This window comes from Pseudomonas asturiensis (assembly GCF_900143095.1).
GTDB lineage: Bacteria > Pseudomonadota > Gammaproteobacteria > Pseudomonadales > Pseudomonadaceae > Aquipseudomonas > Aquipseudomonas asturiensis.
This window is the reverse complement of sequence record NZ_FRDA01000004.1, coordinates 453,773-476,903: the sequence shown is the minus strand read 5'-3', so window position 1 is coordinate 476,903 and position 23,131 is coordinate 453,773. Positions and strand designations below refer to the sequence as shown.

Sequence of the window (23,131 nt, the reverse complement as noted above, 5' to 3'; positions counted from 1 at the left end):
CACCGAGGCAAGACATGCCCAAGCCATCTTCACCCCGCCGGCGACGAAGGCTGACGGTTTTTCTGCTGGGTTTGCTGACCAGCCTTGCGGCATGGGGTGAAGACCCTTTCATCATCGGCGTGGACACCCAGTTGATCAACGACGAGGATGCCGCACCCCAAGCGCTCGACTTGCTGGAACGTGCCGGCGTCAACTCGGTTCGCGACAGTGCGTACTGGACGCACGTCGAACCCAGGCGTGGCTTTTTGCGTATCGACCCGGCCTGGCACGCCTACCTGCGCAGCGCGCAGAAGCATCGCCTGCGGCCTCTGCTGGTGTTGGGTTACGGCAACCCGTTCTATGAAAATCACGCCAAGCCTCGCCACCCGGCGGTCCGACAGGCGTTCGGCAACTATGTCAGCTTCGTCGCACAGGAACTGACCGACAGTGTCGATCTGTACGAGATCTGGAACGAATGGGACCGTGAAAACCCGATCGATGCCTGGGCTGCCAAGGATTACAGCAATCTGATCGAGGAGACCGTGGCGCGCATCCGTCGACAGAAACAGCCGGTCACGGTTCTGGCCGGTGCCGTGACCAGTCTGGGCATGGACCTTGGGTTCGCCGACCGACTGGTACAGAACGGCCTGCTCAATCAGGTCGACGGGCTGTCGCTGCACCCCTACGTGCATTGTCGGCAAGAGCAGCACCACACGCCCGAACGCTGGATTGCCTGGCTGCGCTGGATCGACGCTGACTTGCGAGCGCTGGCAACCCGTCCGGTTCCGCTTTACCTCACCGAGATGGGCTGGCCAACCGGCTCCGGCAAATGCAGCGTCAGTGAGCGAACCCAGGCCGCGTTTCTGGCGCGCAGCTTCTTTCTCGCCAGAACCCTGCCGGATATCAAAGGGGTGTGGTGGTATGGGTTGATGGACAGCGGCGTGGATCCGCAAGACCCGCAACAGAACTTCGGCTTGCTCAGAAAAGATTTGAGCACCAAGCCTGCCTACGCGACCCTCAAAGCGATCAGCAAGACGCTGATCGAGTACCAGTACGACGCCGAGCGCAGCCAGGAAATGGATTCGACGTACCTGCTCAGATTCTCCCGCGGCCCCGAACAGATTCTGGTCGCCTGGACCACCGGCGTGCCCCGTCTGACCCACGTCGAGGCCAGCAGCGTGCAGCGCGGCAACGTGCACATGATCGACAGCGGGCAGCCGGAAAAAGGTCAGTTCGAGACTGATACGCCCTGGACCTGCAACGACGCCCGCTGCTCGGCACAAATCTCGATCGACGAGTTCCCGAAAGTCATCAGTCTGGGCATCAAGCCTGCACTGTTCGCCCAATAAGCATGGAATCGCAGGCCTCAAAGCCTCTGAAGGCACGCGCGCTCACCCTATATCACCATGACCTTGCAGGATGCTCGAGATGATCTTTATCAATTCACGGTTTCTTACCCAGGACGTCAGCGGTGTCCAGCGCTACGCAGAACAGATGTGCCTGGCGTTGAAAAAGCTGCGCAACGACCTGGTATTCATCGCGCCTCACGGCATCAGGCTGCATGAAAGTGCCAAGGCACTGGACGTGCAATGCATCGGTCACAACAAGGGTCATCTCTGGGAACAACTCGACTTGCCACTGTACCTGCGGCGTCAAAAAAATCCGTTGCTGGTGTCGATCAGCAGCACAGGCCCCATGCTTTACCGTAACCAGATCGCGACGCATCACGACATCAATTACGTGCGTTTTCCACAGAGCTACACCCTGCTGTTTCGCCTGGCTTACCGGACCATCACGCCGATCCTGCTGTCACGTATCAAGACCCTGATCACCAGCAGCAGCTTCTCCAGAACTGAAATATCGGGTTTTTACGGATTCGCAGAAAACAAGGTACTGGTCCTGCCCGCCGCCGTCAGCGACAGCTTCACGCCACGCCCACCGCACACCGATGCACCGAGATACCTGCTGGCCGTCTCGTCACACGCCGCGCACAAGAACTTCAGCCGACTGATTCAGGCCTTTCTCAGCCTGCGCGACCATAACGATCTGCAACTGCATATCGTGGGTGCGACCACTGGCGTGTTTGCCGACCCCAACCTGCAACGGCTGGCCTGCCGCGATCCACGTATCCGCTTTTTGGGCCGCCTGAGTGACGCCGAACTGATCGAGCAGTATCAGGGCGCCATCGCTTTCGTCTTCCCGTCGCTCTATGAAGGCTTTGGCATTCCACCGCTCGAAGCCCAGGCCTGCGGCTGTCCGGTGCTGGCGGCCAATGCGGCCTCCATTCCTGAAGTGCTGCAAGCCAGCGCGCTGTACTTCGACCCGCTGGATGTCGGCCACATGGCAGCCGCGATGCACCGCGTGCTGGTCGATGCGCCGCTGCGCCAGGCGCTGCGAATACATGGGTTGAACAATGTAAGGCGCTTCAGCTGGAACGTATCCGCCCAACGTCTTTCCCAGCGCATTGACGCCCTGCTGGAACCTGAAATCACCCTGCCCGGCAAGCAACGCATCAGCCCCGAATCCTCTTCAAGCAAACCCTGAACCAACAACAGCCACGTCAAGGTGCGGCCTACCGCGCCTGCAGTAGAGCGAGCGAACACTGCAAGGAATCTCCATGAGAATTGCGATTGTCCACGACTGGCTGGTGACCTATGCCGGTGCCGAGCGTGTGCTGGCTTCACTGATCAACATCTGGCCCGAGGCCGACCTGTTTGCCGTGATCGACTTTATGAGCGATGAGGACCGCGTGCACCTGCATGGCAAGGTCGCCACCACCACGTTCATCCAGAACCTGCCCAACGCGAGAAAACGTTATCAGCGTTACTTGCCCCTGATGCCGCTGGCCATCGAGCAACTGGACCTGTCCGCTTATGACCTGATCATCAGCAGCAGCCATGCGGTAGCAAAAGGCGTGCTCAGCGGCCCGGACCAACCGCATGTCAGTTACGTCCATTCGCCGATTCGTTACGCCTGGGACCTGCAGCATCAGTACCTGCGCGAAGCGGGCCTGAACACCGGAATCAAAGGCGGGCTGGCACGGTTGGTCCTGCATTACATGCGTATGTGGGACCAGCGTACTTCAGCAGGCGTCGACGCGTTCATCGCCAATTCGGGGTTTATCGCCGCGCGCATCAGCAAGGCCTATCGACGTGAATCGACGGTCATCTATCCCCCTGTGGACACCGCAGGATTCACCGCCCAGGGCAGCCGCCAGGAGTTCTATTTCACCGCCTCGCGCATGGTGCCTTACAAGCGCATGCCGATGATCGTCGAGGCGTTCGCGGCCATGCCGGACAAGCGCCTGGTCATGATCGGCGACGGCCCTGACCTGATAAAAGCCCAGGCCATCGCCAGTCGGGCGCCCAATGTAACGCTGATGGGCTTTCAGCCGGCGGCCGTGCTGCGTGAACACATGCGCGCGGCCAAGGCGTTCGTCTTCGCTGCAGAAGAAGACTTCGGGATCAGCCCGGTCGAAGCGCAGGCCTGTGGCACCCCGGTCATCGCCTTCGGCAAGGGCGGTGTGCTGGAGACGGTTCGCGGGCTGGACCATCCGCAGCCCACCGGGGTGTTTTATCCGCAGCAAACTGTGCAGTCGCTGATAGCAGCGGTCAACGAATTCGAAAGCGCGCAGGCACGGATCACCGCACAGGCGTGCCGCGTCAATGCCGAGCGGTTCTCCGTCGCGCGTTTCGAGCAGGAAATCAAAGCCTTTGTCGAGACTCGCCTGGCCGCTGCGCACCTGTCGCGCCTGCCCTCGCAGCCCTGGATGCCACAGACCTCGCAGAGCCTTGTCAGCGAGTTGCCATCCCGAGTCGTTCCCATCAAATCCGTTTGAGCGAGCACTGTCATGCGCACCTCCGTTCGCGGCATTCTTCATGCCCATCAGTCAGCGCTATCGGTCGCCCACCGCCTGCTGGATCTGGCGGTCATCGTACTGATGGGTTACTGGCAAAGCCGACTGGCAATGACCGAGAGCAGCGAGGCCTGGCTACATATCATTCTGGCTGTGCTGGTCTTTCACTGGGTCGGCGAGTACCACCAGCTATACGGCTCCTGGCGCGGCGAGCGGATCCTGCGCGAGCTGACCAAGGTGTTCAATTACTGGGCACTGACCTTCATCATTTTGCTGTCAGTGGACTATCTGGTGCTCAACCGCGACAAACTGCCCGATGACGGGCAGATGACCTGGTTCGCACTGGTGCTGGCGATTCTGTGCGGTTATCGCCTGCTGATTCGTCTGCTGCTACACAGCCTGCGCCGTCATGGTTTCAACACCCGGCGCGTGGCGATCGTGGGCACCGGTCAGGTCGGCGAGCGGCTGGCCCAGTCAATTTCCAGCGCGCCCTGGATGGGCCTGAATCTGCTGGGCTTCTACGACTCGAATCCGCAACAGATGGAGCTGGGCCGTCAGAGACGCAGGCTGCCGGTGCTGGGCAACCTGGAGCAACTGGTCGACGACGCGCGTGAGGGCCGGATCGACAAGGTGTACATCACGCTGGCGTTCAGCGCCGAACCGCACCTGCGGGAATTGATCACCGGCCTGAGCGACACCACGGTCTCGGTGTACCTGATACCCGACGTCTTTATGTTCGAGCTGTTGCATGCGCGTAGTGAAAGCATCAATGGACTGGCCAGCATCAGCATTTTCGACTCGCCCATGGACGGCGCCTGGAGCCTGGTCAAACGCGCGGAAGACATCCTGTTGTCGAGCCTGATCCTGATGCTGATCGCGCTACCGCTGTTACTCATCGCACTGACCATCAAGCTCACCTCACCCGGTCCGGTGTTGTTTCGCCAGCGCCGTTACGGGCTGGACGGTCGGCCGATCATGGTCTGGAAGTTTCGCAGCATGAACGTGCAGGAAAACGGCGATGTGGTGCGCCAGGCCACCCGCAACGACACACGCATCACGCCGCTGGGCGCGTTCCTGCGTCGTACCTCTCTGGATGAACTGCCACAGTTTTTCAACGTGCTGCGCGGCGACATGTCCATCGTCGGCCCGCGCCCGCATGCCGTGGCCCACAACGAGCAATATCGCAAACAGGTCAGCGGCTACATGTTGCGTCACAAGGTCAAGCCGGGCATCACCGGCTGGGCACAGATCAACGGCTGGCGCGGAGAAACCGACACGCTGGACAAGATGCGCAAAAGGATCGAGTTCGACCTGGAATACATCGAGCACTGGTCGATCTGGCTGGATCTCAAAATCATTCTGCTGACGCTGTTCAAGGGCTTCTTCAACAAGAACGCCTTCTGAGCATTCCATTGACTAGACGACGGCTCCGGCAGCCTTGGCCCGGAGGGAGGTATGTGCGCGCGCTAAAAACAATCACGACGTGGACCGGTGCTGCTGCCGGTAGTGGAAATGGACGTAACGACATCATTCAGGTGCAAGGTGCACCGTCACGAAGGAACACACCCATGAATCGAAGCCTGGCTGTCTTGCTGCTCTCCTCTCTGATCCTGCAAGGGTGCGTATTCGCGCCCGGCCAACACATGACACCTGGCGATATCACCACCAGCGACCCGGACGAACCCAAGGCGCAGCTGGTCGACATCAGCCCTAAAAGTTTGCAGCAACAACAGCAGCGCGTTGCCGCTGATACCAACGGATTGCCCGCCGAATTGCTGAACTACAAGACGCCGGAGTACATCGTCGGGCCTGGCGACACGCTGCTGGTGACGGTCTTCGAACACCCTGAACTGACCGCCCCCGGTTCGCAGGATCAACTGGACGCCAACACCCGGGAAGTGCTGAGCGACGGTACGTTGTTTTTCCCCTATGTGGGTCGAATCCGCGCGGGCGGCAAGACCGTCAGCCAGATTCGCGAACAACTGCGCATGGGCCTCGCGCCGCAATACACCGAGGTCAAAGTGGACGTGAAAGTGCTGCGTTACAACAACCAGCGCGTGCTGCTGTCCGGTGCCTTCAAGACCCCCGGGCCGCAGTCGATCACCAACATTCCGTTGAGCCTGGTGCAGGCGATCAGCGTTGCCGGCATTGACCTGACCGATGCCAATCTGGCCGGCCTGACCCTGCGACGCGACGGCCGCGACTACCTGATCGACATCGATTCGCTCAACCGCAAAGGCTCGCAACTGAGCCGGATCTTTCTCAAGGACGGCGACTACCTGCACCTCAACAGCAGCTCCAAGAACAAGATCTACGTGCTGGGCGAGGTGCGTAATCCGCAGGTGATTTCTTTCGCTACCACCAGCGTGACGTTGCTGGAAGCCCTGGGCAATGCAGGCGGCCTCAGCCCGGACAGTGCCGATGGCGACGCGGTGTATGTGATTCGCGGCGCAGAGAACTTCGCCGACGCGCCGTCTACGGTCTACCACCTGAACGCCAAGAAGCCCACTGCCTACCTGCTGGCCGGTCAATTCGAACTCAAAGCACAGGACGTGGTGTTCGTCGGCCCGGCCAACATCACCCGTTGGAGCCGGTTCATCAGCCAGTTGCTGGGCTCGGCCAGCGTCGTCCAGACCGGCGCCGCCTTCAGTAACTGATCAGGCTCATCGCCACACGCCCTCCCTGCAACTTCGGTTGCGGGGATTTTTTTGCCTGCGTTTTGGCACTCGGAGTGTTGCTGGCGCAACAGCCATTCAACACTTGCCCGGCTTATCAGCAGCGAGTGCGATCGCTGCTTTCGTGGGAACAGGGCTTTGCCCCCCGTATTCAAGGGGCCCACGCAAAGGCACGCAGGTCTGGCACACAAGCTGCTTTACCGCCTTACGCTTATCGCAAGGAATTCCCGCATGCTCGTTGTGTCACTTTCAGGCAGTCCCTCTCCCAAATCCCGTTCAGGTGTCGTGCTGGCTCATGCTGGCCGATGGTTGCAACGTCATGGCGTCGGCGTTACCACGTTGCGCATTCGCGACTTCAATGCTGAAGATTTGCTGTTCGCGAAATTCGACAGCCCCAAGGTGCTGGAATTTATCGAGGCGGTGCGGCAGGCCGACGGTCTGTTGATCGGCACACCGGTCTACAAGGCCTCGTTTTCCGGCGCACTGAAAACCCTGCTGGATCTTTTGCCCGAACGCGCCCTGCACGGCAAGGTCGTGCTGCCACTGGCAACCGGCGGCAGCATCGCCCATATGCTGGCGGTGGATTACGCCTTGAAGCCTGTGCTGTCAGCGCTTAAATCTCAGGAAGTGTTGCACGGGGTCTTCGCCATCGATACCCAGATCACTTACAGCGACAACGAAGAAGGCGGCACACTGGACGACATCCTTACCGAGCGCCTGCATGAAGGGCTTGAGCATTTTTACTTGAGCCTGCAACACCGATTGCAGGCGCGCCACAAGGCAGCGGGTGGACATTTGCAACTGGCGTTGTAATCCACTGACAACGCCAGATTTTGTGGGAGCGGACCTCCCACGAAAGCAGACTCAATGTTCGACGATCAGCGGATACAGCGAAGCCACCAGCAAGGCCGCCATCACGCCGTTGAAGATTCGCAGCCCTACCGGATCGCGTAATACGTTGCGCAGCAGGCTGCCGAATCCGGCCCAGATGCCCACGCTTGGCAGGTTGATCAGTGCGAACACGCCCGAGATGATGATCACATTGGTGAAATAACCCTGCATCGGCGTGTAAGTGCTGATTGCGCCAATCGCCATGATCCAGGCTTTGGGGTTGACCCACTGAAACAGTGCCGCGCCCATAAAGCTCATGGGCTGGCCGCGGCTTTCGGTCGAATCCGATGCCGGGCCGGACGTGGCGATCTTCCACGCCAGGTACAGCAGGTAGGCGGCGCCCAGGTAACGCAACAGCGTATAGAGCACTGGCCAGGCCTTGAATACGCTGCCCAGACCAAATCCCACCGCCAGCACCAGGACGAAGAAACCGATGCTGATGCCCAGCATGTGCGGCAGCGTACGGCCGAAACCGAAGTTGACGCCCGAAGCCAGCAACATCATGTTGTTGGGGCCGGGGGTGACCGAGGTGACGAACGCAAACAGCGCAAAGGCCAGCAATAGATCCAGAGAGAACGACATGACGCGGTCCAGGTGTGTGTGAGTCAGGCACTCACCCTATCGAAGGGCGGACAGGAAACACATGGACAGTTAAGCGAAGTTTCTTACCGTACAGTTTGACGAAAGACGTTGGCTGAGACGGACTGTTAACCCTGAGGATTCTGAGTCAGCGCACCACGATCAACGCTGATCTCACCCTGGCTGTCGAACTCGCGAGCCTGCTGAATCTGCGGGTCCGCCAGCAATTGCGCCTTGCGGGCCTGATATTCCTCAAAGGACAGACCACGACGATTCAGGTCTTCCAGCGCCAGCTGGTGGCTCTCTTCGGCAGAGTAAGGTCGCAGCTCGACGGCGTGATGCGTGGAGCAGCCGGAGACCAGTGCGACGGTGAATGACAGGACAAGAGCGAGGGCGAGTATGCGGTTCATGAGGGGCCTCCAGGCTGGCTTCATTTCGGGAATGAAGCAAGGTTACGCCCCGCCCTGTCGCGGCAGAAATCAACCGCCGTGATAGTGGCTATCGACTTTCACACGCCCTTCACATGCCCTGTTCACGGGCATGCCCGATCAACACCTCGCGTAGCGCCTGGGCCGCCGCCGACAGTTTGTGATCGGCCAGCATCATCAGCCCGATGCGCCGTTCGATACGCGGCTCGATCAATGGCACGCAATGCGCGCCCAGCTCCTGCATCTGCGCAATGCACAGCGACGGCACCGCGCTCACACCCAGGCCGTTGGCGACCATACGCCCGATGGTCGACAGCTGATGACTTTCGAACGCCACCGATAACTTGCCATGCTGTGACTCGATGGCGTGTTCCAGCAGCAAACGCACGGCGGATGGGCGTTGTAGCGCGATAAAATCCTCCTGCAGCAGTTCGGCCCAGGACACCTCGGTGCGCCCGGCCAACGGCGATTCAGTGGAGACCACCGCGACGAATCGGTCCATGTAGAACGGTGTGAACGACAGCGCATTGCTCGATTCGGGCTCAAAGCCTATGCCCAGTTCGACACGGCGATGGCGCACCATCTCCAGCACCTGCTCATTGACCACGTCATGCACCGCCACGTTGACCCGAGGGTAGCGCCCACGAAAGGTCTTCAGCGCGCCGGGCAACAGATTGCCTGCGAACGAAGGCATGGCAGCGATGGACACGCGCCCCATTTGCAGGGTGAAACGCTGGCGCAGCAATTCTTCAGTGTTGTCCCAATCTGCCAGCAGCTGGCGCGCCAGCGGCAACAGCGTCTCGCCCTCTGGCGTCAGGCTGACATTACGCGTAGTACGCGTCAGCAACTGGCCGCCCAGGTCTTCCTCAAGGCTCTTGATCGTCAGGCTCAACGCCGGTTGCGACACATGCAGTCGCTCACCCGCCTGAGCGAAACTCAGGTACTGCGCGACGGCCAGAAACGCTCGAAGCTGTTTCACGTTCATATATTTATATTTCTTATCAATCGATCAGAAAAACAAAATTAACAAATCACTGAAGCCGAGAGAAGATACCGTCAACGCGATCCTCCGGCAGCACGTGCCGGTCACAACTATAAAAGGCGGATCATCATGGCTGGACTCGACAAGCGAGTGGCGACTTACGAAGAGGCCCTCGCCGGGCTGACCGACAACATGACCGTGCTGTGCGGCGGCTTCGGCCTGTGCGGCATCCCGGAAAACCTGATTGCGCAGATCAAGCGCATGGGCATCAAGGGCCTGACGGTGGTCTCCAATAACTGCGGCGTCGATGGCTTCGGCCTGGGTATCCTGCTCGAAGACCGCCAGATTCGAAAAATGATTTCTTCCTATGTCGGTGAAAACGCGCTGTTCGAACGCCAGTTGCTGAGCGGCGAGCTGGAAGTCGAACTCACGCCGCAAGGTACCCTGGCTGAAAAACTTCGTGCTGGCGGCGCAGGGATTCCGGCGTTCTACACCGCCACCGGTTACGGCACCCCGGTGGCTGAGGGCAAGGAAACCCGGCAGTTCAATGGCCGCAACGTGATCCTCGAAGAAGCCATCACCGGTGACTTCGCGTTGATCAAAGGCTGGAAGGCCGACCACTTCGGCAATGTGATCTATCGTCACACCGCGCAAAACTTCAACCCGGTGGTCGCCACCGCCGGCCGGATCACTGTGGTCGAGGTCGAGGAAATCGTCGAACCCGGCGTGCTGTTGCCGACCCAGATCCACACGCCCGGCATTTATGTCGACCGTGTGATCCAGGGCACTTTCGAAAAACGCATCGAGCAGCGCACCCTCAAAAAATCCTGAAGGTGACAGGCGCTACACGAAGCAGGAATCGGCACACAACAACAAAGAGATTTCAGACCATGGCACTTTCCCGCGAACAAATGGCTCAACGCGTCGCCCGCGAACTCAAGGACGGCTATTACGTGAATCTGGGGATCGGCATTCCGACGCTGGTCGCCAACTATGTCCCCAGTGACATCGACGTCATGCTGCAGTCGGAAAACGGCCTGTTGGGCATGGGCGAATTTCCGACTGAAGAAACCATCGACGCCGACATGATCAACGCCGGCAAACAAACCGTCACCGCCCGTGTCGGCGCGTCGATTTTCTCCTCGGCCGAATCCTTCGCCATGATCCGTGGCGGCCATGTGGACCTCACGGTACTGGGCGCATTCGAGGTGGACGTCGAGGGCAACATCGCCTCGTGGATGATTCCCGGCAAGCTGGTCAAGGGCATGGGCGGCGCAATGGATCTGGTGGCGGGCGCGGACAACATCATCGTGACCATGACCCATGCTTCCAAGGACGGCGAATCCAAACTGCTGCCCCGCTGCAGCCTGCCACTGACCGGTGCGGGCTGTATCCGCAAGGTATTGACTGATCTGGCCTATCTTGAAATCGAAGACGGCGCGTTCATCCTTCGCGAACGTGCGCCTGGGGTCAGCGTTGAGGAAATCATCGCCAAGACCGCTGGCAAGCTGATCGTGCCGGATGATGTGATCGAGATGACGTTTTGATCCAGCAACCTGACGCAAACCTGTTTCAAACGACTGCTCTTCATACAAAAATGTAACTTGCTGAATAAACGCAATCTCCTGTGGGAGGCGGCTTGCCGGCGACAGGTTTTTTCAGGCGCTACCGCTGCGACTGAACTGACGTCATCGCTGGCAAGCCGCCTCCCACCGTCCGGTGTTTGCCACGAGACACGCCGGAAACTCTCGCACACGTGCCCCCCATAATAATGACAACAGGACGCCCAGATGGCCGCCAACCTCGAAGAAAGCCGCTCCGCCCGATTTGCCCTGCGCTGCGCCGCCTGGGCTGAACGCTGGTTCCCCGACTCATGGGTCTTCGCTGCCCTGGCAGTGGTGATTGTCACCGTGGCAACGCTGGCCATCGGCGCAAGGCCTGCCGAAGCGGCCAAGGCGTTCGGTGACGGCTTCTGGAGCCTGATTCCGTTCACCATGCAGATGGCCTTCGTGGTGATCGGCGGCTATGTGGTGGCCAGCTCGCCGCCTGCTGTCAGGCTGATCGACCGACTGGCGCGCATTCCGCGCAACGGCCGCTCGGCAGTGGCCTGGGTGGCCTTGATTTCCATGCTCGCGTCTCTGCTCAACTGGGGCCTGTCGCTGGTGTTCGGGGGCTTGCTGGTGCGTGCCCTCGCCCGCCGCACCGATCTGCGCATGGACTATCGAGCCGCCGGTGCAGCGGCCTATCTGGGGCTGGGTGCCGTCTGGGCGTTGGGGCTGTCGTCATCGGCGGCACAACTGCAGGCCAATCCGGCCAGCCTGCCCCCGTCGATCCTGGCGATCACGGGTGTCATCCCCTTCACCGAAACCATCTTCCTCTGGCAGTCCGGGGTGATGCTGGCGGCACTGGTGGTCATTTCGCTGATCGTTGCCTACGCCACAGCGCCTGGCCCCAACAGCGCCCGCGATGCCAAGGCCTGCGGTGTGGACCCGGCCTTCAACCTGCCACCCCTGCCTGCCCGCTCGCGTCCTGGCGAATGGCTGGAATACAGCCCGCTGCTGATCATTCTGATGGTGCTGCTGGGCGCGGGCTGGCTGTTCAACGAGTTTTCGACCAAGCCGGCGATCACCGCGATTTCCGGCCTGAACACCTACAACTTCCTGTTCATTATGCTGGGCGCACTGTTGCACTGGCGGCCACGCAGTTTCCTGGATGCCGTGGCGCGCGCTGTACCGACCACCACGGGCGTGCTGATCCAGTTTCCGCTCTATGGCTCGATTGCCGCGCTGCTGACCACGGTCAAAGGTGGCGATGCGCAAACCCTGGCGCATTACATTTCGACGTTCTTCACCAGCATCGCTTCGCACGATACCTACGCGGTATTGATGGGCGTGTACTCGGCCGTGCTCGGCTTCTTTATCCCGTCGGGCGGCGGCAAATGGATTATCGAAGCGCCTTACGTGATGCAGGTCGCCAACGAACTGCAGTACCACCTGGGCTGGGCGGTACAGATTTACAACGCGGCCGAAGCCCTGCCCAATCTGATCAACCCGTTCTATATGTTGCCGTTGCTGGGCGTGTTGGGGTTGAAGGCGCGCGACCTGATCGGTTTTTCGTTCGTCCAGTTGCTGGTCCACGCGCCGCTGGTGCTTTTCCTGCTATGGGCGCTGGGCACGACACTGACCTACACACCACCGATCATGCCCTGACAGCAGCGACGGTGATTCAGACAGAATCGTCGCCATAGTCGGCCGCTGCGACCTGCGCCAGCAAGGTACGCAGCTCCAACGCCAGCTCAGGCCCCAGCGCGGTTTCATAGGAGCGCTGGGCCTGCTCCCAGAGTGCCTGGGACTCGAGCAGCTTTTCGATACCCGCCGGGGTCAGGCGCACAAGACGGCTGCGTTTGTCGTCAGGGTCGACATCCACCGACACCAGTCCCTCACGCTCCAGTGGCTTGAGATTCTGCGCCAGCGCCGAACGGTCGATGACCAGAATCGTCGCCAGCTCGGTCATGGTCGGTGCCTGATGACGAGCGATCTGCATCAGGATCGAGCGTTGCGTGGAGCGCAAGCCGCACGGCGCCATCACAGCGTCGTACAGCTGGCAAATCCGTCGGCTCGCCCTGCGCAGGCTGGTGGCGTGGCATATCACTTGCGCGGGAATGTTCAGGCCTTCCGGAATGCGCAGGGTGCCGTTCGGGGTAAGGTCGTGATTCATAAGGGCTCCCATGTAGAGAGCCCAATGCTGGCATATCCCCGCAAATTGAAACAGCACCTTGGGTCGCATTCACTGTTTCAGCGCCGTGACTGACGCTGCCCGATCTCAGAATCGCCCGTGATCAAAACGAGTAGTCGCGCTCGACCTTGCAGACTCGCGTCGTAAACGCCTGATACCAGCGCTCCCGCCCCTGCTCTCTGACTTCGGCATGCTCGGCGTGATGCTTCCAGGCCTGAATGGCGGCCTGATCGGCCCAGTACGAGACAGTGATGCCCAGACCGCTTTCATCACGTGCCGAGTCCACACCGAGAAAACCCGGTTGCTGGCAGGCCAGTTCAATCATCCGCTGCGCGGCTGAAGCGTAGTCCTGTCCATCATCGACGCTGCGCAGTGACGTGAAGACCACCGCGTAATAAGGCGTGGGGAAACGCGCGGCGATCATCGTGCATCACCGCCGCACGCCTGAACGAACGCCTTGACCAGCGCTGGCGTCTTGCCCAGCAGCGCCGCTCGCTCAGGCTGAAACAGCGTGGCGACGAAAAACGGATGCCCTTCCAGTTCCATGCTGCGCACCTCGCCTTCAGGTCCTCGTCCCGTGACATTCATTGCATCGCCGAACACCCGCGATTCCAGCTCACTCAGCAAGCCGTAACGGCAGTGATAACGCTCCTCGATTTCCAGCTGACCATAGGCCTTGGCGATCAATGTGTCCGGGACCAGATGAATGGAGCACAGTGCATCGACCAGTGAACAACTCAGAGGCGCGATGATGACGTTCGGCGAGTCCGGGGCAGACTCCCCGTGCTCGGCGTCGCTCCAGCCCAGAGCATTGCGAGCGTACTCCAGCAGCGCATGCTGAAACCCGCCGCAGGTTCCCAAAAACGGAATGCGCAGCTCGCGTGCCAGGCGAATGGCCGTCATGGCACCCTGCATATCCTGGTAAGGACTGCCTGGCACGCACCACACGCCATCCAATTGCGCCAGGCGATCGCCAGCGCCGATCTCAGTCGTCGGTAACCACTCGGCGTTGACCTTTAGCTGCAACGCTGCGCCCGCCATCTGCAAGGCTTGAGGTATCGCCTGATGCGCAGCGAACTGCGTGTTGAAATCCCCTACCAGACCGATTCGCACGGCCTCGCCATTTACGTCTACTACGTCCATGCCCTGCTCCTTTTGTTTATGTCATGCGCTATGGGCAGGACTATAAACAGGCAGTCATGCAAGCAGAATGGGCGATCAGGCAACTCATCCATGCAGCCACGCAAACGTCCTTAACTGTGTACAGGCGTCAGAACCGGCTTGCCAGCGAAGAACGCCAGCAGGTTGTCGTTGACCATCTGTACGCTGTCTTTCGACGCTTCAGGGGAAAGGCCGCCGACATGAGGCGTGAGCACGACATTGCCGAGCGTCTTGAACACATCGGGGACCTCAGGCTCGTCGTCGAACACATCCAGCGCGGCCCCGGCAATCCGCTCCTGTTGCAGCGCAGTGACCAGCGCCTCGGTGTCCACGACGCTGGCGCGAGCGATGTTCACCAGAAAGCCGTCAGCGCCCAGTGCGGCAAGCACCGAGGCATCGACCAGATGGTGCGTGCCGCTGCCGCCCGGTGTGGCGATGACCAGAAAGTCCGAGGCTTCGGCCAATGCCTGAACAGAGGCATGCCAGGTGTAGTCGCAGTCAGGACGCGGCTTGCGGTTGTGATAGGCGATGCTGACATCAAACGCTGCGGCGCGTCGGGCAATTGCCAGCCCGACTGCGCCGAGCCCGATGATGCCAAGACGCTTGCCCGCCAGCGACGGGCGCACGACCTTGCGCCACTCACTGCGGCGGACAGAGGCATCAGCCTGCGTGATGTCCCGCACCAGCGACAACAACAAAGCCAGCGCATGATCGGCCACTGTGGGTGCGTTGACGCCAGCCCCATTGGTCACGGTGATGCCACGTGCTTCGGCCGCTGACAGGTCGACTTTTTCAAAGCCCGCGCCACTGACGCAAATGATGCGCAGATTGGGCAGCGCATCCATCTCTTCGGCGAAGAATCCCAGCGGCCCGCGCGTCACCACGGCGCCAATGGCCTGCCCATGCGTGGCAATCGCTTCGGCGCGTAGCTCGGCGGTGGGGGCGCGAATCAGCTCGAAGCCACTGCTTTCCAGAATCGGCAAATAGGTGTTCAGATTTTCGACCAGCACCAAAACCGTTGTCATGCCCACTCCTGCTCGATGATCAAAACACTGACAGTAACCCGAGCAAGCGCGCTTTGGCAGAGGCAGTTGCCGAATGCCGCGCCTGCGTTCATACAGTCGTCTCATTCGGCGGACAGACTGTGCGCAGAATCCCTGAGCATAACGCTGACATAGCATTGCGCCACCGCGTTGTACTGCAAGCGGCACTCAAGGCGACATCGCGCAACAGGGAACGACACCCCCGCTTGCCGTATCGAAGGCGATGTTGTTAATGCTTCAGGAGGCGCCTTCGTCCAACAGTCCGAGGCGATCAAACGCTTTCTCAATTCAAGGAATCATCAGCCCATGCAAGGATTTTCCACCTCCCGGTTCACCAAGACTCCGCTGGCCCGACTGCTGGTCGCGACCGCCATGGCGGGTGTGATGCTGTCTTCAGGCGCGGCGTCGGCAGCGGATGCGCCGGGCAAAGTATTGAGCGAGAAACTGGGACTGCCGTGGCCTGCCGTGATAGCCCATCGGGGTGCTTCATTCGATGCGCCGGAAGAAACCATTCCCGCCTACACCCTGGCGCGTGATCTGGGCGCGGACTACCTGGAAATGGATATCCAGCGCACCAAGGACGGCGTGCTGATCGCCTTGCATGACGACGTGCTGGAGCGCACCACCAATATCGCCGAGGTCTTTCCGAAACGCGCCAAGGACCCGGTCAGTACCTTCACCCTGGACGAACTCAAGCAACTGGACGCCGGTACGTGGTTCAACAAGGCCTACCCGGACCGTGCCCGCGACAGCTATGCCGGTCTGCAGATCCTGACACTGGATGAAGTGATCGATATCGCCGAGGGTGGCGTAAACAAACCGGGGCTGTACATCGAAACCAAGGTGCCGTCGCAGTTTCCGGGGGTCGAAGCCGATCTGAAGAAAGTCCTGGCCAAGCGCGGCTGGCTCGCTCAGCGCCCCGCCGCAACGCCGGGGCATGTGAACGTCGCGCACATGCCGGGCCGTGTGGTGTTGCAGACATTCGAAAAGCAGAGCCTTGAACTGCTTCAGAAAGAAATGCCGAAGGTGCCGAAAGTGATGCTGCTGTGGATCGGCAAAGGTTCTATCGAGCCCAAGTCTGACGTCGCGTTCAACGATTCGGGCTTCAAGGACAAGGCCAGCTACTACGCCGCGCAAGAGGTCAAGTCGCCGGAAGAGTTCGAACGCTGGATCAACTGGGCCAAGGCGCATGGCGCCATCGGCACCGGTCCGTCTTCACAACTGGCCAAGGGTGGCGACCAGAGCTACATGGACCTGGTCAAACCCTGGATGAACAACCTGACTCACGAAAAAGGCATGGTCGTTCATCCGTACACCGTGGATGACGCGGCCGACTTCAAGCGCATCAGCCAGGACGGCTCGGATGGCTTCTTCACCAACCGCACGGCCGAGCTGTTGAAGTTCTACGGACGTCCGTCCAAGGAAAGCATCGACGCGATCCTCAAGCGCAACGGCTACTGATGCGCTGATCAACCGACCGGCTGCGTCATGCGATGCAGTCGGCCGGTGATCGATCAGAAGTCGACAGTGCCCGACAGTTTCAGCGTACGTGGCTCACCCTGAGTCAGGTAGCCGCCGTTGGTCGAGGCCCAGTAATCCTTGTTCATCAGGTTTTCGACATTGGCCCGCAGGGTCACGTCCTTCTGCGCCACGTTGAAGGTGTAGCGTGCGCCCAGGTCGAAGCGGTTCCAGGTCGGAATGCTCAAGGTGTTCGAGGCATTCAGGTACTGACCGCCAGTGCGCAGCATGCGCGCATTGATAGCCGCCCCTTCGATGCCTGGAATATCCCAGTCAGCCCCGGCGTTGAACTGGAAGGTCGGTACACCCACCGCGTTGTTGCCATCGTTGCTGCCGCCCGCAGTACCGCTCAACTCAGTGTCCATCAAGGTCAGACCGGCCAGCAGGCGCAGACCGCTCACCGGCTGGCCAAACACGTTCATTTCCACGCCCTTGTTGCGCTGCTCGCCATCGCGGACATAACGCGTCCCCGTGCCGTCCTGCACCTGATAACCATCGGCTGGCTGCTCGATACGGTACACACCCAGGCTCGCACCGAAGGTGCCCATGTCCAGTTTCACACCCGCTTCGACCTGTTTGGAGCGCGCTGGCGGGAAGATCTCGCCGGGGTTGATGGTCACGGTATTGGGGGCCGTCGGGCCTTGCGCCAGACCTTCAATGCGGTTGGCGTAGAACGACACATAACGCCAGGGTTTGAACACGACACCGTAGATGGGCGTGGTGATCGCCTCGTCATACAGCGACGTGCGCGGACCGCTGCCGTAGGCATATCCCTGAACACGCAATTGCTGGCGGCGCAGGCCAGCCGTGATCAACAGACGGTCGTCGAAGAAACCCACCGTGTCGGAGAACGCCGCACTGCGCATGCGACTCTTGCCGGTGATGCCGGGGTCATTCAGATCACCGCCTGGCACGCCATCCAGAGCGGGCTGCGACGTCGAGACCGGCTCGTAAAGATTACTCGCGATTCGACCACTGCCGAACACGTAAGCATTGCGTTGCTCGGTCCAGATCCCCGAAAGGCCGAAGTTGACCTTGTGGCTGACCGGGCCGGTCTGCAGATTGCCATTGATGCCGGCCATTGCCGTCTTGTTGTCTTCATCATGAGGGATGAACGACGGCCGCGCCGTGAGGTTGCCCGCGGCATCGTTGATGGTCGGGGATCCATAAACACCCGTCTCGCGGGTGTGTTTGGCACCTGCAGCGGCGTAAAGCATCCAGTCCTCGTTGAGGTCGTATTCGATCCGGCTCATGCCAAAGGTGTCTTCGGTTTCGGTCCAGGTCCAGTTGGGCGCGTAGTTGGTATCGGAATCAGGCGCATGGGGTACGTGGGTCAGGCCGCTGCCAACGAACACGGTATTTCGACTCTGGTTGATGCGCTGCTTCTGGTACGCGAAATCGCCAGATACACGCCAGTTGTCACCCCGATAGTCGAGGCCCAGGGCGAACAGCTTGCTGCGGTGCTCTTCGTCATCGACGCCGGTTTCACCCTCGCGCTGGGCAAGATTGAGGCGCGCACCAAACCGGTTGTCCTCACCAAAGCGCTGGCCCACATCCAGGTGCTCACCGATCCGGCCATCGCTGCTGATGTCTGTGGTGAAGCGACGTGTCGGCGTGTCCCTGGCACGTTTGGGCTGCAGGTTGACGCCACCGCCGATGCCGGAGCCGGTCGGCGTCACGCCGTTGATGAACGCATTGGGGCCTTTGAAGACTTCGACCCGCTCCAGCGCGTCAGTCGAGATGATCTGGCGAGGCAGCACGCCATAGAGCCCGTTGTAGGAAATGTCGTCAGTGTTCAGCGCAAACCCGCGAATCACGAACACTTGCGACGCGTTGGCATAACCGGACGACTGGCGAACCGAGGCGTCATTGAGCAGCACGTCGCCGATGTCCTCGGCCTGCTGGTCCTCGATCAACTGCTCGGTGTAGCTGGTCATGCTGAACGGCACATCCATGATGTCCGAACTGCCCAGCACCCCCAGTTGCCCGCCGCGGGCGACCTGGCCCCCGGCATAAACGGGCGGCAGTGCCTGCGGCGCGACCTTGTCGGCGCTGATCGCGGTTTCGCCAAGCACCATGGCACCGCCCGAAGAACCCGGCGTCTCGGACGCTGCCCAGACGGGAAGACCAAAAGAACAGCAAAACGCAACCAGCGAGAGACGGAAGGGAAACGGCGAGGTGTTCATGGAGATGTCCTGCTAAACGATAAAGTGGGCCGGGCAGCGTCCTTCCATGACTGCGCCCCTGAGAATTGAATGCGAAATGCTATCAGGTGTTAATGGGATCAGTTATCGTTTATTTCAGTGCAGGCGTCTACAGAACGGGTTTCACGACGAAAGGTGCGGGGATGCCCCAACCGATAGCATCCGCACATATGGCTGGGCGCAATCGCCCAGCCATAACCTGACAGTGAATCAGGTCATGCTCACGATTCGGGGCACCTTCTCGAATCAGTCCGGGCAGGAAATGCCTTGAAACGCATGGTCACCACCTGAAACAGGACACTGGCGGCGACCTGATGCGTGCTCTGGTGTAAGCTCATGCGCTGTTGGTTATCCCATCGAGAGGCCTATGCAGTCCAACTTCCGACGCTCGACCCTGGCGGCGCTCCGCGGCTTTGACTTGCCGAGCGATGCAATATCCATCGTCCCCTCTGCTGCCGACTATCGGCGTTGCCTGCTGGAAAGGATCGCTTCGGCGACTCGCCGCATCTATATCATCGCGCTGTATCTGCAGCAGGATGAAGCAGGCCAGGAAATCCTCGACGCCCTTTACGCGGCCAAAACCGCACGGCCCGAGCTGGACGTGGTGGTGCTGGTGGACTGGTTTCGCGCGCAGCGTGGCCTTATCGGTGCCGGACGCCAGCCGGGCAACTCGACCTGGTACCAGGCGCAGAACCTGGAGTATGACCAGGAAGTCCCGATCTTCGGCGTGCCTGTCCAGACGCGTGAATTGTTCGGCGTGCTGCACCTCAAGGGCAGCGTGATCGACGACTGCGTGATCTACAGCGGCGCCAGCCTCAACAACGTTTACCTGCACAAGCTCGACAAATACCGGCTGGACCGCTATCACCTGATCCAGAGCGCACCGCTGGCGGACAGCTTCGTGGGCATGGTGCAGCGCGAAATCCTGCCTTCACCGGCCGTGCATCGACTCGACCTGCAATCGCCACCCAGCTCGCGCAGCCTGCGCGGCGAAATTCGCGCCTTTCGCAGCAACCTCAAGCGAGCGGCCTATGACACCTCGGCGGGCGAGAAAGAGAACGGGGAGCTGCGTATCGTGCCGCTGTTGGGCGTGGGCCCGCGCAACGGCCTGAACCGCACCATTTGCGACCTGATCGCGTCGAGCAAGATCCAGCTGACGATCTGCACGCCCTACTTCAATTTGCCAGTGGCCGTGACCCGCGAGATCAATCGCGCGCTCAAGCGTGGAGTGAACGTCGACATCATCATTGGCGACAAGACCGCCAACGACTTCTTCATCCACCCGGACGAACCGTTCAAGGTGATCTCTGCCCTGCCCTATCTGTATGAGATCAGCCTCAGGCGCTTCACCCAGAAGCACCGCAAGGCCATCGCCCAGCATCGTTTGAACGTCCATCTGTGGAAGCACGGCGACAACACCTTCCACTTGAAAGGGATCTGGGTGGATCAGCGTTACACCCTGCTGACCGGCAATAACCTCAACCCGCGTGCGTTCAATCTGGATCTGGAAAACGGCCTGTTGATCGACGATCCGCAAGGTCAGTGGGTCGCACCACGAAAGGCCGAGATCACCCACCTGATGCGCAACACCCAGCGCGTCAGCCAATACGATGAGCTGGACACACTGGCCAGCTACCCCGAAGGCGTGCGCAAGTTTCTGCGCCGCGTCAGTCGTGTCCGGGTCGAGCGCCTGCTGTACCGGATTCTGTAAGCGGTCGAGCAAGGTGTTCGTGGCATGGTTTCGCGAACACCCTTGCGATCAGCCGACCAGCGCAATCAACTGCTGACGCTGCGCATCGGTCAGCGTCGGGCCAAATCCGGCACCCACGTTCTCAGCCATGTAACGCGGGTTGCCGGTGCCCGGAATCACGCACGTGACGGCCGGGTTGGCCAGCAAAAACTTCAGTGCCAGTTGCGGCCAGCTGTTGACTTCAACCTGCGCAGCCCAGCCCGGCAGGGGCTTGTCCTTGAGCCGCGTCAATAAACCTCCGCCACCAAACGGCCGATTGCAGATGACCGCCACGCCGCGCTCCCGACACAATGGCAGAATCCGCTTCTCGGCTTCGCGATCGTCGAGCGCGTAGTTGATCTGCAGAAAATCCAGCGGCTCACTCTTGAGTACGGCCTCTACGTCCGCATACGCCGAAGAGGTGTAATGGCTGATGCCGATGTAGCGAATGCGGCCCTGCTCTTTCCATGCTCGCAATGTCGGCAGATGGGTCTTCCAGTCCAGCAGATTATGAATCTGCATCAGGTCGATTCTGTCGGTTTGCAGCAACTTGAACGAAGCCTCCATCTGCTCGATGCCCTCCTTGCGCCCTCGGGTCCACACTTTGGTGGCCAGAAACGCAGGTGATCGTGGTTCATGGATAGACAGTAACTCCCCTGTGGACTGCTCGGCGCGGCCATACATCGGTGAGCTGTCGACCACAGTGCCACCGGCGGCGAACAACGCATCCAGCACTGCACGCAGTTGCTTGTAGGCAGAACTGGATGTCGCCACGTCAAAACCGCGGTAAGTGCCCAGGCCCACGACAGGCAGGGGCTCGTTACTGGAAGGAATCGCTCGGGTCAGCATGGTCTTGGCTCCGGGGCTCGGCTTCGGGGGACGTGATGAAGAGGCGGAAGGCGACGGCAGCGTCGGTGTTTTTTCGTCACCTGCGGCCGTATCGAACACCATCGCGGCGGTAACTCCCGCTGCCAGCGTCAGCAGTCGCCTGCGGGTCAGGTGATGGGGTGGCGTCATGACGTTCTCCTTATCTGTCCTGTTCTGATTCTGCGTTCGTGAGCGACCTGGACCTGGCCAGCAGTGCCTGCCTGCGGGCCAGCCACAGCGACACCCATGCCCACATGCCGGCAAACGGCATGACCAACAGCGCCAGCAGGCCGAAGCCCGCGCCCATCGCGGTCAGGCCGACCGACACCCAGCCACTGGCAGCGTCGCCGCCCCGGTACACCAGCGTATCGATGACGTTCTTGGCCTTGTACTTTTCCTCGCGGCTGACCACCGTCCAGAGCACCTCCCTGGCGGGGCGAACCACGGCGTATTCCACAGCGCGGCGCAGCCCTTGAGCCAGCGCGACGGTGGTCGGCACCGGCGACAACGCCATGGCGATGAATGCCACCACGGTGGCCAACGGCAACGCCACCAATGCTCCACCCACGCCGACCCAACGGATCAAAGGCGCCGTGAGCAGCAACTGAAACAGCAGCGTCAATGTCGAAACCGTCAGATCGACCCATGCGAAGAATCGGGTGCGACTGCTTACATCACCGTAGCTGTCGGCGATGATTCGCCCCTGCTCGAAGTACAGCAGGGTTGCCGCGCTGGTGTGCAGCAGCATGAACAGCACCATTCCCAACAGATAGGGGGAACGCGCGATCAGGCTCACGCTCGCCATCACCGATCCACCCAGACGCTCCTCACGAACCGGGGCCTTCTGACGGGCCCGGGTTCTGTTCAACAACGCGCGATAACACAGCACCGCTCCTTCAAGCAGCAGGGCCGCACCGACACTCAAGGCCAGCGGGCCGAAATAAGTGGCCATGGTCGCCGCCAGCAACGGGCCGATAAAGGTCCCCAACGTACCTCCGGCGGCAATGAAGCCGAACAGACGTCTGCCCTGCTCGCTGGAAAAGCGGTCGACCAGCACGCTCCAGAAGATCGAAACAATGAACAGATTGTAGATGCTGATCCAGACGAAAAACGCCCGCCCCACCGCCACCGGGGCCACGTGATTGGCAATCAGCACGCCGAACAGCAGCATCGAAAGTGCGATCAACCGATAGACCAGCGGCACGAAACGCCTGGCGGGCAGTCGCGAGACCAGCGCGCCAAAGAGCGGCACCATCACCAGCATGACCACAAACGTGGCCGTGAACAGCCATTGCAGCTTATCGGCACCGCCCTCCAGCCCCAGCGCATCACGAAGCGGCCGCACCAGGTAATAACTGGCCAGCACACAAAAGTGAAACGCGAAACCCAGCAACAGCGCAGCCCGCTCGCAAGCCTCGACTTTGACCCATTTCAGGAGCAATGCAGCGGGCATGGGGGTCTCCTCTGGAGTGGGCCAGCTGCTG

The 23,131-nt window shown here is 60.6% G+C and carries 21 protein-coding genes; 11 read left to right on the top strand and 10 right to left on the bottom strand.

The genetic code is table 11. The features are described 5' to 3' along the window. Nucleotides 1–14: 14 nt before the first annotated feature. From BUB69_RS10245 to ssuE, 6 genes are all read left to right on the top strand, one after another. The gene (locus BUB69_RS10245) at nucleotides 15–1,328 is read left to right on the top strand and encodes a glycoside hydrolase family 113 protein (RefSeq protein WP_073165580.1); all 1,314 of its coding nucleotides are present in this window, start codon (nucleotides 15–17) and stop codon (nucleotides 1,326–1,328) included. Between the two features lie 79 nt (nucleotides 1,329–1,407). After that, nucleotides 1,408–2,523 (top strand): glycosyltransferase family 4 protein, encoded by a 1,116-nt coding sequence (locus tag BUB69_RS10240; protein WP_073165577.1) that lies wholly within the window; start codon nucleotides 1,408–1,410, stop codon nucleotides 2,521–2,523. A gap of 73 nt (nucleotides 2,524–2,596) precedes the next feature. Then, nucleotides 2,597–3,817, top strand: coding sequence for a glycosyltransferase family 4 protein (locus BUB69_RS10235; RefSeq protein WP_073165574.1), 1,221 nt, complete (start codon nucleotides 2,597–2,599; stop codon nucleotides 3,815–3,817). A 12-nt stretch (nucleotides 3,818–3,829) separates the two neighbouring features. Next, a complete protein-coding gene (locus tag BUB69_RS10230) occupies nucleotides 3,830–5,239 on the top strand; it encodes an undecaprenyl-phosphate glucose phosphotransferase (protein WP_073165571.1) in 1,410 nt (469 codons plus the stop codon). A gap of 164 nt (nucleotides 5,240–5,403) precedes the next feature. Beyond that, nucleotides 5,404–6,492: a polysaccharide biosynthesis/export family protein gene (locus BUB69_RS10225; protein ID WP_073165568.1), complete on the top strand. Its 1,089-nt coding sequence runs from the start codon at nucleotides 5,404–5,406 to the stop codon at nucleotides 6,490–6,492. Nucleotides 6,493–6,741: 249 nt separating this feature from the next. Beyond that, nucleotides 6,742–7,323 carry an NADPH-dependent FMN reductase gene (gene ssuE / locus BUB69_RS10220; protein WP_073165563.1) on the top strand — a complete coding sequence of 194 codons (582 nt, stop codon included), beginning with the start codon at nucleotides 6,742–6,744 and terminating at the stop codon, nucleotides 7,321–7,323. Between the two features lie 51 nt (nucleotides 7,324–7,374). On the opposite strand, the gene BUB69_RS10215 is transcribed toward ssuE, so the two are convergent. The 3 genes from BUB69_RS10215 to BUB69_RS10205 all read right to left on the bottom strand — a co-directional run bounded on the left by BUB69_RS10215 (nucleotide 7,375) and on the right by BUB69_RS10205 (nucleotide 9,393). After that, the gene (locus BUB69_RS10215) at nucleotides 7,375–7,983 is read right to left on the bottom strand and encodes a LysE family translocator (RefSeq protein ID WP_073165559.1); all 609 of its coding nucleotides are present in this window, start codon (nucleotides 7,981–7,983) and stop codon (nucleotides 7,375–7,377) included. Between the two features lie 125 nt (nucleotides 7,984–8,108). Then, nucleotides 8,109–8,390, bottom strand: a complete 282-nt coding sequence (locus BUB69_RS10210; RefSeq protein ID WP_073165555.1) for a hypothetical protein — start codon at nucleotides 8,388–8,390, stop codon at nucleotides 8,109–8,111. A 109-nt stretch (nucleotides 8,391–8,499) separates the two neighbouring features. Then, nucleotides 8,500–9,393: a LysR family transcriptional regulator gene (locus BUB69_RS10205; protein ID WP_073165552.1), complete on the bottom strand. Its 894-nt coding sequence runs from the start codon at nucleotides 9,391–9,393 to the stop codon at nucleotides 8,500–8,502. A 126-nt stretch (nucleotides 9,394–9,519) separates the two neighbouring features. On the opposite strand from BUB69_RS10205, the gene BUB69_RS10200 reads away from it, so the two are divergent. From BUB69_RS10200 to BUB69_RS10190, 3 genes are all read left to right on the top strand, one after another. Further along, the gene (locus BUB69_RS10200) at nucleotides 9,520–10,221 is read left to right on the top strand and encodes a CoA transferase subunit A (RefSeq protein ID WP_073165549.1); all 702 of its coding nucleotides are present in this window, start codon (nucleotides 9,520–9,522) and stop codon (nucleotides 10,219–10,221) included. Between the two features lie 59 nt (nucleotides 10,222–10,280). Beyond that, nucleotides 10,281–10,937, top strand: coding sequence for a CoA transferase subunit B (locus BUB69_RS10195; RefSeq protein ID WP_073165546.1), 657 nt, complete (start codon nucleotides 10,281–10,283; stop codon nucleotides 10,935–10,937). A 243-nt stretch (nucleotides 10,938–11,180) separates the two neighbouring features. Further along, nucleotides 11,181–12,599: a short-chain fatty acid transporter gene (locus BUB69_RS10190; RefSeq protein ID WP_024689223.1), complete on the top strand. Its 1,419-nt coding sequence runs from the start codon at nucleotides 11,181–11,183 to the stop codon at nucleotides 12,597–12,599. 16 nt (nucleotides 12,600–12,615) lie between these two features. Here the strand turns inward: BUB69_RS10190 and BUB69_RS10185 are convergent, their stop codons facing one another. The 4 genes from BUB69_RS10185 to BUB69_RS10170 all read right to left on the bottom strand — a co-directional run bounded on the left by BUB69_RS10185 (nucleotide 12,616) and on the right by BUB69_RS10170 (nucleotide 15,311). Next, nucleotides 12,616–13,107, bottom strand: a complete 492-nt coding sequence (locus tag BUB69_RS10185) for a MarR family winged helix-turn-helix transcriptional regulator (protein ID WP_073165543.1) — start codon at nucleotides 13,105–13,107, stop codon at nucleotides 12,616–12,618. A gap of 121 nt (nucleotides 13,108–13,228) precedes the next feature. Next, nucleotides 13,229–13,549: an antibiotic biosynthesis monooxygenase family protein gene (locus tag BUB69_RS10180; protein WP_073165539.1), complete on the bottom strand. Its 321-nt coding sequence runs from the start codon at nucleotides 13,547–13,549 to the stop codon at nucleotides 13,229–13,231. Continuing rightward, the gene (locus BUB69_RS10175) at nucleotides 13,546–14,268 is read right to left on the bottom strand and encodes a CTP synthase C-terminal region-related (seleno)protein (protein WP_073165536.1); all 723 of its coding nucleotides are present in this window, start codon (nucleotides 14,266–14,268) and stop codon (nucleotides 13,546–13,548) included. Before BUB69_RS10175 ends, BUB69_RS10180 begins: the two co-directional genes overlap by 4 nt. Nucleotides 14,269–14,378: 110 nt before the next feature. Beyond that, nucleotides 14,379–15,311, bottom strand: coding sequence for a 2-hydroxyacid dehydrogenase (locus BUB69_RS10170; RefSeq protein ID WP_073165531.1), 933 nt, complete (start codon nucleotides 15,309–15,311; stop codon nucleotides 14,379–14,381). Between the two features lie 324 nt (nucleotides 15,312–15,635). Between BUB69_RS10170 and BUB69_RS10165 the strand changes: the two genes are divergently transcribed. After that, nucleotides 15,636–16,790, top strand: a complete 1,155-nt coding sequence (locus BUB69_RS10165) for a glycerophosphodiester phosphodiesterase (RefSeq protein ID WP_073165527.1) — start codon at nucleotides 15,636–15,638, stop codon at nucleotides 16,788–16,790. 53 nt (nucleotides 16,791–16,843) lie between these two features. Here BUB69_RS10165 and BUB69_RS10160 read toward each other — a convergent pair whose 3' ends face one another. Then, complete coding sequence (locus tag BUB69_RS10160; RefSeq protein WP_073165524.1) at nucleotides 16,844–19,033, bottom strand: TonB-dependent receptor; 2,190 nt, start codon at nucleotides 19,031–19,033, stop codon at nucleotides 16,844–16,846. Nucleotides 19,034–19,418: 385 nt separating this feature from the next. On the opposite strand from BUB69_RS10160, the gene pssA reads away from it, so the two are divergent. After that, entirely contained in the window at nucleotides 19,419–20,762 is a 1,344-nt protein-coding gene (pssA, locus tag BUB69_RS10155; protein WP_073165521.1) for a CDP-diacylglycerol--serine O-phosphatidyltransferase, read from the top strand. A 48-nt stretch (nucleotides 20,763–20,810) separates the two neighbouring features. On the opposite strand, the gene BUB69_RS10150 is transcribed toward pssA, so the two are convergent. After that, on the bottom strand, nucleotides 20,811–21,797 hold the full coding sequence (locus BUB69_RS10150) for an aldo/keto reductase (protein WP_240033525.1): 987 nt from the start codon (nucleotides 21,795–21,797) through the stop codon (nucleotides 20,811–20,813). A 10-nt stretch (nucleotides 21,798–21,807) separates the two neighbouring features. Further along, complete coding sequence (locus tag BUB69_RS10145; protein ID WP_073165517.1) at nucleotides 21,808–23,100, bottom strand: NTP/NDP exchange transporter; 1,293 nt, start codon at nucleotides 23,098–23,100, stop codon at nucleotides 21,808–21,810. Between the last annotated feature and the right edge of the window lie 31 nt (nucleotides 23,101–23,131).